Source organism: Rhodococcus sp. 2G (assembly GCF_001886355.1).
Classification (GTDB): Bacteria; Actinomycetota; Actinomycetes; order Mycobacteriales; family Mycobacteriaceae; genus Rhodococcus; species Rhodococcus pyridinivorans.
This window is the reverse complement of sequence record NZ_CP018063.1, coordinates 1,861,805-1,877,279: the sequence shown is the minus strand read 5'-3', so window position 1 is coordinate 1,877,279 and position 15,475 is coordinate 1,861,805. Positions and strand designations below refer to the sequence as shown.

General features: G+C 68.7%; 11 protein-coding genes and 2 pseudogenes. 11 read left to right on the top strand and 2 right to left on the bottom strand.

The features are described 5' to 3' along the window. Nucleotides 1-14: 14 nt before the first annotated feature. From BO226_RS08830 to BO226_RS26985, 5 genes and pseudogenes are all read left to right on the top strand, one after another. On the top strand, nt 15-914 hold the full coding sequence (locus BO226_RS08830; protein ID WP_006552160.1) for a PAC2 family protein: 900 nt from the start codon (nt 15-17) through the stop codon (nt 912-914). Further along, complete coding sequence (locus tag BO226_RS08825; RefSeq protein ID WP_071935030.1) at nt 911-2,056, top strand: MFS transporter; 1,146 nt, start codon at nt 911-913, stop codon at nt 2,054-2,056. The genes BO226_RS08830 and BO226_RS08825 overlap by 4 nt, the downstream gene beginning before the upstream one ends. Before the next feature lie 368 nt (nt 2,057-2,424). Next, nucleotides 2,425-2,739, top strand: a complete 315-nt coding sequence (locus BO226_RS08820) for a hypothetical protein (RefSeq protein WP_071935029.1) — start codon at nt 2,425-2,427, stop codon at nt 2,737-2,739. 51 nt (nt 2,740-2,790) lie between these two features. Continuing rightward, nucleotides 2,791-3,054: pseudogene (locus BO226_RS26990) on the top strand (SDR family NAD(P)-dependent oxidoreductase); the annotation flags it as partial. Nucleotides 3,055-3,178: 124 nt separating this feature from the next. After that, complete coding sequence (locus BO226_RS26985) at nt 3,179-3,391, top strand: hypothetical protein (protein ID WP_156895155.1); 213 nt, start codon at nt 3,179-3,181, stop codon at nt 3,389-3,391. A 25-nt stretch (nt 3,392-3,416) separates the two neighbouring features. Here BO226_RS26985 and BO226_RS08810 read toward each other — a convergent pair whose 3' ends face one another. After that, nucleotides 3,417-3,878, bottom strand: a complete 462-nt coding sequence (locus BO226_RS08810; RefSeq protein WP_006552156.1) for a 6,7-dimethyl-8-ribityllumazine synthase — start codon at nt 3,876-3,878, stop codon at nt 3,417-3,419. Between the two features lie 120 nt (nt 3,879-3,998). Here BO226_RS08810 and BO226_RS08805 point away from each other — a divergent pair, with 120 nt between their 5' ends. The 4 genes from BO226_RS08805 to BO226_RS08790 all read left to right on the top strand — a co-directional run bounded on the left by BO226_RS08805 (nt 3,999) and on the right by BO226_RS08790 (nt 9,254). Continuing rightward, a complete protein-coding gene (locus tag BO226_RS08805) occupies nt 3,999-5,066 on the top strand; it encodes a hypothetical protein (RefSeq protein WP_071936393.1) in 1,068 nt (355 codons plus the stop codon). Nucleotides 5,067-5,138: 72 nt separating this feature from the next. Next, nucleotides 5,139-5,990 carry a trehalose-phosphatase gene (gene otsB / locus BO226_RS08800; protein WP_232238093.1) on the top strand — a complete coding sequence of 284 codons (852 nt, stop codon included), beginning with the start codon at nt 5,139-5,141 and terminating at the stop codon, nt 5,988-5,990. Further along, complete coding sequence (locus tag BO226_RS08795; RefSeq protein ID WP_071935027.1) at nt 5,987-8,473, top strand: glycoside hydrolase family 65 protein; 2,487 nt, start codon at nt 5,987-5,989, stop codon at nt 8,471-8,473. The genes otsB and BO226_RS08795 overlap by 4 nt, the downstream gene beginning before the upstream one ends. Nucleotides 8,474-8,489: 16 nt before the next feature. Next, nucleotides 8,490-9,254 carry an HAD family hydrolase gene (locus BO226_RS08790; RefSeq protein ID WP_071935026.1) on the top strand — a complete coding sequence of 255 codons (765 nt, stop codon included), beginning with the start codon at nt 8,490-8,492 and terminating at the stop codon, nt 9,252-9,254. Between the two features lie 3 nt (nt 9,255-9,257). Here BO226_RS08790 and BO226_RS08785 read toward each other — a convergent pair whose 3' ends face one another. Beyond that, nucleotides 9,258-11,624 (bottom strand): phosphoketolase family protein, encoded by a 2,367-nt coding sequence (locus BO226_RS08785; RefSeq protein WP_071935025.1) that lies wholly within the window; start codon nt 11,622-11,624, stop codon nt 9,258-9,260. A 215-nt stretch (nt 11,625-11,839) separates the two neighbouring features. On the opposite strand from BO226_RS08785, the gene BO226_RS08780 reads away from it, so the two are divergent. Both BO226_RS08780 and BO226_RS28565 read left to right on the top strand, forming a co-directional pair. Next, nucleotides 11,840-12,070 (top strand): hypothetical protein, encoded by a 231-nt coding sequence (locus tag BO226_RS08780; RefSeq protein WP_071935024.1) that lies wholly within the window; start codon nt 11,840-11,842, stop codon nt 12,068-12,070. Nucleotides 12,071-12,147: 77 nt separating this feature from the next. Then, a pseudogene (locus BO226_RS28565) lies at nt 12,148-15,173 on the top strand (Tn3 family transposase). Nucleotides 15,174-15,475: the final 302 nt, after the last annotated feature.

Sequence of the window (15,475 nt, the reverse complement as noted above, 5' to 3'; positions counted from 1 at the left end):
CGTAGGCTGGACGAGTGAGTACACCAGAGTTTCCCGAGACCCCGGACCAGGACGTCCCCGTCCTGCGCGATCCGGTGCTCGTCGCCGCCTTCGAAGGGTGGAACGACGCCGGCGACGCCGCCAGCGGCGCCGTCGAACACCTCGAGTTGATCTGGGACGCCGAGCCGTTCGCGGAGCTGGACTCCGAGGAGTACTACGACTACCAGGTCAACCGGCCGCAGGTGCGGCTCGTCGACGGGGTCACCCGCGAGATCGACTGGCCCACCACCCGGCTGTCGCTGTGCTCCCCGCCCGGCAGCGACCGCGACATCGTCCTCCTGCACGGCATCGAGCCGAGCATGCGCTGGCGCAGCTTCTGCGACGCCATCATCGAACTCGTCGACGAGTTCGAGGTCCACACCGTCGTCCTGCTCGGCGCACTACTCGCCGACACCCCGCACACCCGCCCGGTCCCGGTGACCGGCACCGCCTACAGCTCCGAGGCCGCCGAACGCTTCAAGCTGCAGACCTCCCGCTACGAAGGACCCACCGGGATCACCGGCGTGCTGCAGGACGCCTTCGTCCGCGCGGGCATCCCCGCGGTGTCGTTCTGGGCGGCGATCCCCCACTATGTGTCCAACCCGCCGAACCCCAAGGCCACCGTGGCGCTGCTGCGCCGCGTCGAGGACGTCCTCGACCTCGAGGTGCCCCTTGGCGAACTCCCCCTCCTCGCCGAGGAGTGGGAACAGACCGTCACCGACATGATCGAGGACGACGAGGAGATCGCCGAGTACGTGCGCACCCTCGAGGAGCGCGGCGACGCCGAGGCCGAGGAGGACATCTCCGAGGTCATCGCCAAGATCGACGGCGACGCCCTCGCCGCCGAGTTCGAACGCTATCTGCGGCGACGGGGCCCCGGCGGCTTCAACAAGTGAGGGATCTGCGCGAACCGCTGCAGCGCACGGCGCTGTACGCGGGCGGCTTCCTCGGTCCCTTCGGCGGCAGTGTCGTCGTGTCGATGCTGCCGGAGATCGGCGCCGACACCGGTGTGTCCACCGGCACAGCCGCGACGACGGTCACCGCCTATCTCGGTGTGTTCGCCGCCGCGATGCTGTTCTCCGGCACGCTCGGCGCACGGTGGGGACGCGTCCGCACCGTGCGCACCGCCTATCTCGTCTACGCGGCGGTCTCGATCGCCGCGGCGCTGGCGCCGACCTTCTCGGTGCTCATCGGCACCCGCATGCTGCAGGGCGCGGCCAACGCGTTCACCACTCCGCTGCTGCTCGCGGCGCTGGCCGTTATCACCCCGAAGGACAGGCTCGGCCGCGCTCTCGGATTGTTCGGGGCGATGCAGGCCGCCGGCCAAACCGTCGCCCCACTGATCGGCGGTCTCGCCGCCGAGGTGAGCTGGAGATGGGCGTTCGTCGTGCTTGCCGGCGCCGCGCTGCTCCTGGCGCTCGCCGGCCTGCCCGAATGGGTGCGCGACGACCCGTCCGGTACCACTCGGGTCCGACTGCGCGACGCGCTGACCCCGCGCGTCCTGCGTATCGGGCTGGTCGCATTGCTCGGTTGGGGTGCGCTCGGCGGACTCGGATTCCTCCTCGCCTTCCGGGTCGAGGACGACTTCGGGTTGTCCCCGTCCGAACGCGGCGTGGTACTCACCGTGTTCGGACTCGCCGGCATCCTCAGTTCCCGGCCGGTCGGGATGCTCATCGACCGCGTCGGTGCCCGCGCGATCGTGCTCATCGGCGCGGTGAGCGGCGCAGCGCTGGTCGTGGTCGTCGGTACCGTCCCGTGGCTCGTCGTGCTCGGCGTCGCGTGGTTCCTGGCAGGTATCGCTTCGCAGTTCATCCTCGTCGGGGTCAACGCCGCGGTGCTCGGTGGGCCGGGCGGCAACCGCGGTGGCGCGGTGTCCGTCGTGCAGGCCTTCCGCTTCGGCGGTGCGGCCTTCTCCCCTCTCCTGCTGACGCCGGTGTACGGCGCCGACCCGGTCCTCGCGTTCCTGCTGCCTGCCGCGCTGCTCGGTGTGCTCGTTCCCCTGGCCATGACTCGACGCCCTGAGGCATCGAGCCGCTGACACCGACGTTTTCCTGGCAGGTTTGGTGGTTGGTAGCTGGTGCCGCGCTGTGTGGTGAGTAGGTCCTGAAGGAGGATGGGTTCTGGTTTTCTATGGTTTCCGTATCGTTCAGAATATCTCCAAAGCTCTCGAACCGGTCCCGCAGTCGCCTCAGACCGAGCGTCTCTCCCGTCCTCGCCCACCCGGCGTCCGGCCGGTCCACCGCTGGAACGCCACCGAGGAGCTCGACGCATCGGCGTAGCCCAGACAGTGCGCCACCTTCTCCACCGGCAGGCCCGCATCCAGCAGCTCCCCCGCCATCGTCCCCCAGCGTCTCGGCCACGATCGCCCGGTACGAGGCCCCCTCCTCCCCCAGCTGCCGCCGGAGGGTGCGCACACTCGACCCCAGCTCCGCGGCCACCTGGTCCTGCGTGGGGCCCTCCGCGGCCCGGCGCAGCAGCACTTCCCGCACGCGGGCGCCGAGCTCGCCGTGGTTCTGTCTGCGCTGCAGCAGTTCCGCGCACTCCCGCAGCAGTACGGCGGCGGCCTCCGGGCTCGCGGTCGGCATGGGCCGGTCCAACGCCCGCGCGTCCACTACCACCGCATGCGTCGACGTCGCGCTCCAGCAGGAAGCCCCGCAATCGAAGAAACGGGTGCCCACCTCGATGCCGTCGCGCACCGTCGCACAGCTCATCAGGGCGTAACCGAAGATCCCGTGCACCGCCGCCCGGATCGATGCGCGCTTCGGCACCACGGTGTTCCGGTGGCCTCTGGACGTCACCGACCGAGGATCCTTCGACGAATTCCTCAGCCTGGCCCACATGGAGTTCGGCGGGATCGACGTGCTCGTCAACAACGCCGGCATCATGCCCACCGGCGCGTTCCTCGAGGAGACCGACACGGTCATCGACCGGCAGATCGACATCAACGTCCGCGGTGTGATCCTCGGTTCGAAGCCGGCCGCGGCGCGGTTCACCGAACAGGGCTACGGACACATCGTCAATCTCGGCTCCGTCGTGGGCATCGAAGGCGCCCCCGGCCTCACGGTGTACTCCGCGACCGAGCACGCCATGGTCGGCCCGGACGAGGTCGCCGTCGCGATCGTGCAGGTGATCGCGACGGCTCGTCCCCGGCCTGCGGTACGTGCCCCGCACGGCGGGCGCGATCCTCGGAGCGCGGAAGGCGGTGCCGGAAGCGACCCGTCACCGCATCACCGCGGCATTCGGTCTGCAGTCGCTGGCACTGAACACCGACGAGACCGCGCGGGCGGCCTACCGTCGGCGCACCGAGGCTCCGAACCAGGCAGCGGCCGGCGAGGACTCGGCGGCGAAGAATCCCTCCGGCAGCGCACGCTGATCCGACGCGCGCTGCCGACCGGGGCTCAGTCTCCGGTCGGCAGCGCGCGCAGCGAGCGCACCGTGGCGTCGACGGCGCGAGCCGCCTCGGCGCCCTTCTTGACGAAGTGCCGCGTGAAGTACTCGACGTGCTCGTCGTGCTCGTGGAAGTTGTGCGGGGTGAGCACGACGGAGAAGACCGGCACATCGGTGTCGAGCTGGACGCGCATCAGGCCGTCGATCACCGCGGTGGCGACGAAGTCGTGCCGGTAGATGCCGCCGTCGACGACCAGCCCGGCCGCGACGATCGCGTCGTAGCGCCCGGTCTTCGCCAGTCGCTTGGCGTGCAGCGGGATCTCGAAGGCGCCGGGGACCTCGAAGAAGTCCAGGGCGTCCTGCGAGACGCCGAGGCGGGTGATCTCCTCGGTGAAGCCTGTACGTGCCTGGTCGACGATGGTGCGGTGCCAGGTCGCCTGAACGAACGCGATGCGCCCGGTGATGTCGGTCATGGTCACGAAACTAGCGTATGCCGCGTCATAGTTTGCGGTGCGGGAGAGGGGCTGTTCCGCACTGTGGGATTTCGATTATTTCTCTTTTCCGTCATGCACAGAGTGACTACGGTGGTGGATGTGACACAGTCGGCTCCCGCCCCCGAGAACACCATCGGTCCCCGCCCCGAGCGGTACATCGACATCTACCGTCGCGCCACCGCCCGACTCGAGGCGTGCCTGCCGCTCGGCTGGTCGCTGTCGAGCGACCGCCCCCGCTCCCCCGAGGCACCCACCCGGATGCTCGTCTCCGCCCCCGACGGCGACACCGTGTCCTTCTCCGTGGTCGCCTCCCGAGGTGTGCTCTCCGGCGACGTCGCGCGCATCGCCGCCGACCTGTCCGACTCCGACCGCGGCTTCGTGTGCGCCCACTATCTGTCCGATCCGGTGCGCCGCCAGCTCGACCGGCACGGCATCTCCTACGCCGACGCGACCGGCAACCTCTCGCTCGTCGCCGACCGCCCGGCGGTGTGGGTCCGCGACCGCGGCGCCGACGCCGACCCGTGGCGCGGCCCGGGCCGCCCGTCCGGGGTGCTCACCGGCGAACCGTCCGACCGCGTGGTGCGCGCACTCGCCGATCACGTCGGGGAGATCTCCGTCCCGGAACTGATCAAGCTGTCCGGCGCGTCCACCGGCGCGACCTACCGCGTCGTCGAGGTGCTCGCCGAACGTGAGCTCGTGCGCCGGGTCCCGCGCGGCCCGATCGTCGAGGTGCGCTGGGAACCGATGCTGCGGGCCTGGGCCGCCGAGCGGAAGGTGTGCGCGGTCCGCCGGTTCACCGCCCCCGAGGGCGTCACCGCGACCCGCGCGCGACTGGCCGAACGCATCGACATCCCCTACGCGCTCACCGGCGTCGGCGCCACCGACTACGCGGCCCCGACGCTGCTCGAGGTCTACGCCGACGACCCCGACGACTTCGCCGACAGTCTCGGCCTGCGCCCGGTCGAGCACGGCGGCGACGTCGTGGTGGCGATCCCCTGGTCGCCGGTGGTCTTCGAACGGATGGACCGTCGCAGCGGACTGCGCCATGCCGCCGTCTCACACGTCTACGCCGACCTGCTGACCGGCCCGTTCCGCAACGACGATGCCGCCGAACACGTCCGCTCCCGGCTCACCGCGGACGAGCACTGGCGACGCCCGGTCCGCTGACCGCTGCATCCGGCCGATCCCCCTCCCCGGATCCACGGCCGAGCCTTTCGATCTTTGTGTACGGTGCGAACCATGACGGGTCGCCGCGACGACAGGAGTACCGATCAGATGACCGCGCCGCGCACCGTGGAGGACCTACCGTCGGCACTCGACGGCGCCGCTCTGTCCGATCGTCTCGCGGGCCGCCGGCCCGCGGTCTTCCTCGACTACGACGGTGTGCTCACCCCGATCGTCGCCCGTCCCGAGGACGCGGTGTGGTCGGATGCCATGCGCCGCACCGTCCGTGAACTCGCCGACCGCGTGTCGGTGTGCATCGTCACCGGCCGCGACCGCGACGTCGTCCAGCAGCTCATGGGGGTCGACGATCTCGTCGTCGCCGGCAGCCACGGTTTCGACATCTGGAGCCCCACCCACGGGCAGATCGCCCACGACGTCCTCACCGACTTCACCGATCTGATCACCGAGACCACCGAGACCCTGCGCACCCGCCTGGACGGTCTCGACGGTGTCGGCATCGAACCGAAGCGCGCGTCGGTTGCCGTGCACTACCGGCAGGCCTCCCCCGAGGTGCACGACCGGGTGGGTGCGATCGTCGAGACGCTGTTGCAGGAGAACCCCGACCGGCTCGCCGTGGTGCCGGGAAAGATGGTCTACGAACTCAAACCGGCCGTGAACTGGAACAAAGGCAAGGCGGTCCTGCACCTGATCGAGGTCCTCGATCTCGCCTCCGACGACGTCGTGCCGCTCTATCTCGGCGACGACATCACCGACGAGGACGCCTTCCGGGCGTTGCGGGGTCGCGGCATCGGGATCCTCGTCGGCAGCCCCGACGACCCGGAGATGGCCGGACGCCGCACCGACGCCGAGTTCGTCCTCGCGTCGGTCGACGACGTCGAACGTTTCCTGTCGGCCCTGGGTAGATGACAGCGCCGCCGGGTGACAGCACCGCCGGACAGTTCGTGTCGAGTACGACCCGCCAGGAGGTTCGCGTGTACGACCCGGAGTTCACCCTCGACTACGACGGTTTCGATCCAGACGACGAACCCCTGCGCGAAGCCCTGACCTCGACGGGCAACGGCTACTTCTGTTCACGCGGCACCGCCGAGTGGGAAGACATGGGCGAGGTCCATTATCCGGGGACCTACGCGCATCGTTGCTACAACCGCGAGACCACCATCATGGGTGGCAGCCCGGTCCTGAACGAGGATCTGGTCAACCTCCCGAACTGGCTCGTGCTGAAGCTGCGCATCGACGGCGGCGAGGCGATCCGCCTGGCACAGGTGGAGATCCTCGACTACCGGCACGTCTACGACATCCGCACCGCCACCGTGGTCCGCGAACTGCGGTTCCGGGATCGGCACGGCCGCGAGACGTCGCTGCGCAGCAGGCGGTTCGTGAGCATGGAGCATCCGAACCAGGGCGCGCTCGAATGGTCGCTGACCCCGGAGAACTGGTCGGGGCGGGTCGAGATCGTCACCGCCCTCGACGGCCGGGTCTCCAACCGCGCCGTGGCCCGCTACCGCGATCTCGAGGCACGGCACCTCGATCCGGTCTCGCCGCGCACCTACGGCCCCGAGACGATCGCGCTGAAGGTGCAGATCCGCCAGTCCGACACCTACATCGCCCAGGCCGCCCGCACCCGGGTGTTCCGGGAGGGCTCGTGCGGGGCGATGCTCGTCGACCGCGATCTGTACCAGATGGAGGACTACATCCAGCAGGTCCTCTCCTTCGACATCGCCGAGGGCTCGACGGTGCGCATCGAGAAGATGGTGGCGATGTTCACCTCCCGCGACGACGCGATCACCGAGCCCCTCGCCTCCGCGGGCCGGCACGTGTTGCGCTATCCGGATTTCACCGAGGCGTACGACGAGCACGTCGCGGCCTGGGACGAGTTGTGGGACATCTGCGACATACGGCTGCCGCGGGAGCCGCGCGCGCAGTTGCTGCTGCGCCTGCACGTCTCGCACGTGCTGCAGGTCTGCTCACGGCACACCGCGCGCCTCGACGCGGGAGTGCCGGCGCGCGGACTCAACGGCGAGGCTTATCGCGGGCACGTGTTCTGGGACGAGATGTTCGTCTATCCCTTCCTGAACATGCGGGTCCCCGAGATCACCAAGGGACTGATCCTCTACCGTTACCGCCGGTTGGGCGAGGCGCAGGCCGCGGCGAGCGAGGCCGGTTACCGCGGCGCGATGTTCCCCTGGCAGAGCGGCAGCGACGGCACGGAGGAGACCCAGACGGTGCATCTCAATCCGATGTCGGGGCAATGGGATCCGGACTTGAGCCGGAACCAGCGTCACGTCAGCGCCGCGATCTTCTACAACGTGTGGCACTACTACCAGGCCACCGACGACGTCGACTTCCTGGCCGACTACGGCGCCGAGATGATGCTCGAGATCGCGCGGTTCTGGGCGTCGATCGCGCACTACAACCCGGAGCGGGACCGCTACGAGATCCATGGGGTGATGGGCCCGGACGAGTTCCACGAACGGTATCCGGGAGCCACCGAGGGCGGTCTGCGCAACAACGCGTACACGAACGTGATGGTCGCGTGGATCTCCGCGCGCGCCCTGGACGTCTTCGAGGTGCTGTCGAAGAGCCGACGGACGGCCCTGCGGGCCCGGTTGCGCGTCACCGACGAGGAACTGCGGACCTGGTCGGAGATGAGCCGGAGAATGTTCGTGCCCTACCACGACGGGGTGATCAGCCAGTTCGAGGGCTACGAGGATCTCGAGGAACTCGACTGGGAGCACTACCGCACCAAGTACGGCAACATCGGTCGGATGGACCGCATCCTGCGGGCGGAGGGCCGCGACCCGGATGCCTACAAGGTCGCCAAGCAGGCCGACACGGTGATGCTGTTCTTCCTGTTCGACGATGCCGAGTTGCGCCAGGTGTTCGAGCAGCTCGGTTATCCCTACGATCGCGACCTCGTGCGCCGCACCGTCGACTACTACGACCAGCGCACCTCGCACGGCTCAACGCTCAGTCACGTGACGTTCGCCGGTGTGCTCGCCACCTTCGACCCGCAGTCGTCGTGGCTGCGGTTCAAGCTCGCGCTCGAGAGCGATGTCAGCGACCTGCAGGGCGGCACCACCAAGGAAGGCATCCACATGGGGGTCATGGGCGGCACCCTCGATCTGGTGCAGCGCTACTACGTCGGTGCCCGCGCGTACGGCGACGTGCTCGTCTTCCGGCCCAAGCTCGTCTCGCACCTCGACGGGGTGTCGTTCTCCATGCGGTACCGCGGCACTCCCCTGCGGGTGCGGATCGACGGCGACAAGCTGTCGGTGCGCGCCGAGACCGAGGGCTTCCGGGTGCCGGTGCAGGTCGCGGTGGACGGCGAACTCGTCGAGCTCGGCGCCGGCGAGTCGCACGAGTTCCGGCTCGCCGCCGTCCCCGCCTGACCGCGAGGAGGACATCGTGCCAGAGACGCAGTCGCGGTTCCGTGCGGTGATCTTCGACGTCGACGGGGTGCTCGTCGATTCACCGCACGAGACGGCGTGGCGGGAAGCGCTGGCGGAGTTGATGACCGGCGACTGGCGCGACCTGCAACCCGAGACCTCCTGGACCGACGACGCGTTCACCGCGGCGGTGTACCGGCAGGTGCTGTCGGGTCGGCCGCGGATGGACGGCGCCCGCGCCGCGCTCGAATACTTCGCGGTGCCCGACGCCGAGCGCCGCGCGGTGGACTACGCCGAGCGCAAGCAGGCCCGGTTGCTGCGGTTGATCGACGAGCGCCGGTTCCGCGCCTACGAGGACGGGGTGCGCTTCGTCGCGGCCGTGCAGGCGGCGGGGATCGCGGTGGCCGCGGCGTCCTCGTCGAAGAATGCCGGGCTGTTCCTGCGGGCGGTCCCCGCCCACGACCGTCCTGGCGAGACGCTGCTCGACCGGTTCGACGCGGATCTGTCCGGCCGCCCGGTCGCCCACGGCAAACCCGACCCGGAACTGTTCCTCACCGCCGCCGACGAACTCGGGGTGACCGCCCAGGCGTGCGTGGTCGTCGAGGACGCGATCAGCGGGATCCGGGCGGCGAAGGCCGGCGGCATGTGGGCGCTCGGTGTCGCCCGTTTCGACGACGCCGCCGACCTCGAGGACGCGGGCGCCGATCTGGTGGTGACCTCCCTCGACGAGGTCGACGTCGACGCCTTCACCGCCGGGCGACTGGCCCGCCGCGGATCGGTTTGACGCTCAGTCTATTCCGACGCCCTGCCAGTGCCAGTCGGTGATCACCGGCATGTCCTCGCCGTGGGTACGCACGTAGCGGGTGTGTTCGGCGAGGATGTTCTCGAGTTCCTCGCGGGCGTGCCCGGCGATCGGCCGGATCCGCTCGACGCGGTCGAGGACGTCGAGCGCGAGGTGGTAGCGGTCGATGCGGTTGAGCACGCACATGTCGAACGGTGTGGTGGTCGTGCCCTCCTCGATGTAGCCGTGGACGTGGAAGTTCTCGTGGTTGGTGCGCCGGTAGACTAGACGGTGGATCAGCCACGGATAGCCGTGGTAGGCGAAGACCACCGGCTTGTCGGTGGTGAACAGCGCGTCGAAGTGCGCGCCCGGCAGCCCGTGCGGGTGCGCCCGGTCGTCCTGCAGCCGCATGAGGTCGACGACGTTGACCACCCGGATCCGCAGGTCGGGGAAGCGGCGGTGCAGGATGTCGACGGCTGCGAGGGTTTCCATCGTGGGGATGTCGCCGGCGCAGGCGAGCACCACATCCGGTTCGACGTCGCGGTCGGTCGAGGCCCACTGCCAGATCCCGATGCCCTTGCGGCAGTGGGTCATCGCGTCGTCGATGTCGAGGAACTGTACGGCCGGTTGCTTCCCGGCGACGATCACGTTGATGTACTGGCGGGTGCGCAAGCAATGATCGGCCACCGAAAGCAGGGTGTTGGCGTCCGGCGGCAGGTAGACGCGCACGACCTCGGGTTTCTTGTTGACGACGTGGTCGATGAATCCGGGATCCTGGTGCGAGAAGCCGTTGTGGTCCTGCCGCCACACGTGGGAGGTGAGCAGGTAGTTCAGCGACGGGATGGGGCGGCGCCAGCGGATCCGGTTCGTGGTGAGCAGCCATTTGGCGTGCTGGTTCACCATCGAGTCGACGAGGTGCGCGAAAGCCTCGTAGCTGGAGAACAATCCGTGTCGGCCGGTGAGCAGATACCCCTCGAGCCAGCCCTGGCAGGTGTGTTCGGACAGGATCTCCATGACGCGGCCGTCGGGGGCGACCCGGTCGTCACCCGGCTCGATGCGCGCGTTCCAGGTGCGGTCGGTGGCGTCGAGGACCGCGTCGAGGCGGTTGGAGTTGTTCTCGTCGGGCGCGAACATCCGGAAGTTCGTGGCGTTGCGCCGCATGACGTCGCGCAGGAAGGTGCCGAGGATGCGGGTGGCCTCGCCGGTGGCGGTGGCCGGTTCGGGAACGTCGACGGCGTAGTCGCGGAAGTCGGGCAGGATCAGATCCCGCAGCACCGCTCCCCCGTTGGCGTGCGGGTTGGCGCTCATCCGCCGGGTGCCACGGGGCGCGAGGTCGCGCAGGGCCGCGACGGGAACGCCGTCGTCGTCGAACAACTCCTTCGGCCGGTAGCTGCGCAGCCACTCCTCGAGGAGGCGGCGGTGCTCGTCGTTCCTGCGCGGATCACCGATCGGCACCTGGTGGGCGCGCCACGTGCCCTCGACCGGGGCGTCGTCGACCTCCACCGGGCCGGTCCAGCCCTTCGGGGACCGGAGCACGATCATCGGCCACGCCGGGCGGGTCGCGTTTCCCGAGCTGCGGGCGGTCTGCTGGATCTCGGAGATGCGGTCGAGCGACGCGTCGAGGGCGGCGGCGAAGCGCCGATGCATGTCTGCGGGATGGTCGCCGGCGACGACGATCGGTTCGTGCCCGTAGCCGCGCAGCAGCGAGATCAGTTCGTCCTCGCCGATGCGCGCGAGCACCGTCGGGTTGGCGATCTTGAAGCTGTTGAGGTGCAGGATCGGCAGTACCGCGCCGTCGCGGCGCGGGTCGACGAACTTCGTCGAATGCCAGCTCGCGGCCAGCGGCCCCGTTTCGGCTTCGCCGTCGCCGACGACCGCGGCGACGATCAGATCGGGATTGTCGAAGGCGGCGCCGTAGGCGTGCGAGAGGGAGTAGCCGAGTTCACCGCCCTCGTGGATCGATCCGGGGGTCTCGGGGGCGACGTGGCTGGGAATGCCGCCGGGGAACGAGAACTGGCGGAACAGGCGCCGCATGCCGTCCTCGTCGCGGGAGATATCCGGGTAGACCTCGCTGTAGGTGCCTTCGAGCCACGCCGCGGCCACCGGTCCGGGTCCGCCGTGACCGGGACCCATGACGTACATCATGTCCAGGTCGCGGGTGGTGATGGCGCGGTTGAGGTGCGCGTAGACGAAGTTCAATCCCGGTGTGGTGCCCCAGTGTCCGAGCAGCCGCGGTTTGATGTGTTCGGGCCGCAGCGGTTCGCGCAGCAGCGGATTGTCCATGAGGTAGATCTGGCCGACGGACAGATAGTTCGCGGCCCGCCACCACGCGTCGAGGGTGTCGAAGTCGGTGTCGGTGGTGGGGAGCTGCATCGTTCTCCTCGTCGTCGCTGATATCCGGCGCCGGCCAGGGCTTTCCCGCGAAAGCGCATGCGGGGCCCGGCCTGCCGCGTACCCTCGCTCGGAACGGTACCCAATCGGGGAGGTACCCACTCCCGGTACCGACCGGAACGATCCGACACCGGAAGTCGAATGCGAATGCCCTGGGTCAGGACCGCACAGTCGATTACGAAGCACCGCAGCGGCTGGTGATCCATCCCGTTCGCAGGCCGCGCGGTGGGGGTGATCGGGCGCTCGTGGCGTTCGCACACCTGGTCACGGCGGTGGCCGGTGGCCGCGGCTACTGGTTCGACGAGATGTACATGCTGGCCGTGGGCCGCAATCACCTCGACTGGGGGTTGGCCGACCAGCCGCCGGTCGCGCCGCTGATCGCATGGGTCGCCGAGGTGGTCGTGCCCGGGTCGGTCCTCGTGGGGTAGCCGTAGTACTCGGGAAAAATCGGGCGGATATGGCCAGGTAACCTGCTGACCTGGGAGTCTTCGTACTCAGGTGGGAGATGCGGGTGGCAGGCCAGGTGTTCACCGAAGAAGAGTTGATGTCCCTGCGGAGGTTCCCGGAGATCGGGCGGGAGGAGCTGTTCCGCTTCTTCACATTAACCCCGGCCGATGCGGCGTTCGTCGACCCAGGTCGAGGTCGCGGTCCAGCCGACCGGCTGGGTCGTGCTGTTGCCCTGTGCACGCTGCCGTGGCTGGGTTTCGTACCCGATGACGTGACCTCCGCACCACGGTCAGCGGTTCTGCGGCTGGCCGAGCAGCTTCGAGTCGATCCGGATGCGATCGGCTCCTACGGGCGGCGAGCAAAGACCCGCACAGATCATTTACTACTGGCGGCAAGGTATCTCGGGTGGCGGACGCCGACGACGTTGGAGTTCAAGGAACTCGACGAGTTCCTGTTGGCGCGGGCGATGGAGCACGATTCGCCGACCCTGCTGTTTCGGCTGGCCTGTGAATACCTGACCTCGGCGAAGGTGATCCGGCCGGGTCCGCTGACGGTGGTCAAGCGGATTGCCCATGCACGAGAGGTGGCGCAGGGAGAGACATTCGCCCGGCTGGCGCACGAATTCACCGCCGAACGCCGGACCGGACTCGATGGCCTGCTGGTGACCGATCCGATGATCGGAATGACCCGGCTGCGGTGGCTGGGTACCGGACCGGTGGAGGCCTCACCCGCCGCGGTGAAGGCCGAGATCGCGAAGTTGGAGTTCCTGCGCTCCCTCGGCGCGGACACCCTGGACTTGTCGGCACTGCCCGCGGAGCGGCGCCGGTTCCTGGCCACGATGGGTCGCCGCCTGACCGCGCAGGCGTTGACACGACGTGAGCCGCAACGGCGGTACCCGATCCTGCTGACGCTGGTGGCGCAGTCGGCCACCGAGGTACTCGACGAGGTGATCCAGTTGTTCGACCAGGCCATCTCGGCGCGGGAGAGCAAGGCCGGACACAAGATGCGCGAAGCGCTGGCCGAACGCGCCAAGTCCGGGGAGGACCGGCAGTCGCTGTTAGACGCGATCCTAGCCATCGTCGCCGACCCGGCGATGCCGGACGAGCAGGTCGGCGCACTGATCCGCGGCGAGAAGATCGGATGGCAACGGTTGCGGCCGGCGCAGTCGACCGCGCTGCCACCATTGCCGCGCGATCACGGCCACCTCGCCTCGCTGGACGGCTCCTACGGGTACCTGCGGCAGTTCACCCCACAGGTGCTGGCAGCAGTGACCTTCGCCGGCGGCACCGCCGCCACCGAGCTGCTGGGGGCGGTGGCGATCCTGCGGCACTTGAATGCCACCGGTGCCCGCAAGGTCCCCGACGATGCTCCGAACGGGTTCGTACCCGCCCGCTGGCGCGGCTACCTGGACACGGCGACCGAAAGCGGCAACACCAGCGCGTACCGCCCGCCACTACTGGGAGCTGTGCGTGCCGCTCGCCTTGCGCGACGGGCTGCGGTCGGGGGATGTGTGGGTGCCGGGCTCGCGCCGCTACTGCGATCCGACCGCCTACCTGCTCACCCGCGAAAAGTGGGCCGACCAGCGTGCAGAGTTCTGTCGACTGGTCGGCAAACCCGCCGACGCCACCACCGCGCTGGCCCAGCTGCAGGACGAGCTGCACACGGCGCTGGGCGAACTGGAACAGACTCTCAGCGAAGGCGATGGCCCGGTCCGCCTCGATGAGCGGGGCGATCTGGTGATCTCTCCATTGCCTGCGGAGGACGTGCCAGCCGAGTCGGTGGCACTCAAGGCGGAGCTGACCGAGATGCTGCCGTTCGCGCCGATCGTGTCGCTGTTGATCGAGATGGACCAGCGCACCGGGTTGCTGGACTGCTTCACCCACGCCGGCGGCAAGGCGACCCGCAGCCCGGAGCTGAAACGGAATCTGATCGCGGTGCTTCTGGCGCACGCGACCAACCTCGGGTTGACCCGCATGGCGGATGCCTGCGGCATCTCCTACGACACGCTGGCTTGGACCGCAGAGTGGTACGTGCGGGAGGAGACACTGCGGGCGGCGAACCTCGCGCTGATCGGCTACCACGGCCACGTTGCCGCTGACCCCGATTCTCGGCTCCGGCACGCTGTCGTCCTCGGATGGGCAGCAGTTCCCCACCCGCGGAAAATCGATCACGTCCAGGGCATTGAGCAGGTACTTCGCGCACGAGGGGCTCTCGACGTACACGCACGTGACCGACCAGCACACCACCTACGGGACCAAGATCATCGTCGCGACGAAACGCGAGGCGCACTATGTGCTCGACGAGATTCTCGGTAATGCCACCGATATCCCGATCACCGAACACGCCACCGACACGCACGGGGTGACGCTGGTCAACTTCGGCCTGTTCGACCTGCTGGGGTTGCAGCTCTCCCCGCGGATCCGGGATCTGGGCAAGATCACCCTGTACCGGACCGGCCCGAAATCACAGGCAGAGGCAAAGTCCCCGCTCGCGGGGCCGCTGCTGACCCGGCGGGCCAACCTCGAGCTGATTGCCGCGCACTGGGACGATCTGTTGCGCCTGTCCGGATCGCTAAAGTTCGGGCATGCCACCGCGTCGCTGCTGGTCGGCAAACTCTCCGCGTCGACCCGGCAGAACGCGCTCGCCGCAGCCCTCAAGGAGTACGGTGCGGTGCGGCGCACCATCTACGCTGCTCGCTATCTGTCCGATCCCGCGTACCGACGCAGGATTTCCCGTCAGCTCAACAAGGGCGAGTCGCTGCACGCCCTCAAACGTGACTTGCTGTATGCCCACGAGGGCACGATCCGTGCCCGCCACCTCGAGCAGCAGACCGAGCAGGCTTGGTGCCTGACGCTGGTCACCAACGCTATGGTGACCTGGACAACCGAGTACTACGGGCTGGCGGTCGAGTCGATGCGCAAGTCCGGACGGGCTATCGACGACGAGGTCCTGACCCATATCTCCCCGGCGCACAGCGAGAACATCAACTTCTTCGGCTCTATCGACGTCGACATCGAGGGTGAGCTGGCTCAGCTCGGCCCCACCGGTTACCGGCCGCTACGGATTGCCGACACCCTGTTCTGAGCGCCGCCTGACAGAGACAACCGCGCCCGATGGCAGGTTCCCGGGCAGGAGCGGTTTACGGATTCGGCGCTCGACGGTGTCGGTCGGTGCGCGGTGACAGCGGTGGTGGACGCCCTCGACCAGAACCCGTCATGGCGCTATTCCAGTACGTCCAGGGGGCGAGCCCGTCGGCGTGCTCGTCGCGCAGCACGCCAGCAGGCAGAGCCGTACAGCCCCGTTTCGAGATCGTGGGCGCGGCACATAGCACGCCGAACGCGACCCGGGATCGGACTTCCTCAACATACTGAACATTTGTTTTCTGT

Excerpts from the sequence above, each read along its gene's own strand:
- BO226_RS08810 (WP_006552156.1), bottom strand. The coding sequence starts at position 3,878 with ATGACCGACATCACCGGGCGCATCGCGTTCGTTCAGGCGACCTGGCAC.
- otsB (WP_232238093.1), top strand. The coding sequence starts at position 5,139 with ATGACGGGTCGCCGCGACGACAGGAGTACCGATCAGATGACCGCGCCG.
- BO226_RS08795 (WP_071935027.1), top strand. The coding sequence starts at position 5,987 with ATGACAGCGCCGCCGGGTGACAGCACCGCCGGACAGTTCGTGTCGAGT.
- BO226_RS08785 (WP_071935025.1), bottom strand. The coding sequence starts at position 11,624 with ATGCAGCTCCCCACCACCGACACCGACTTCGACACCCTCGACGCGTGG.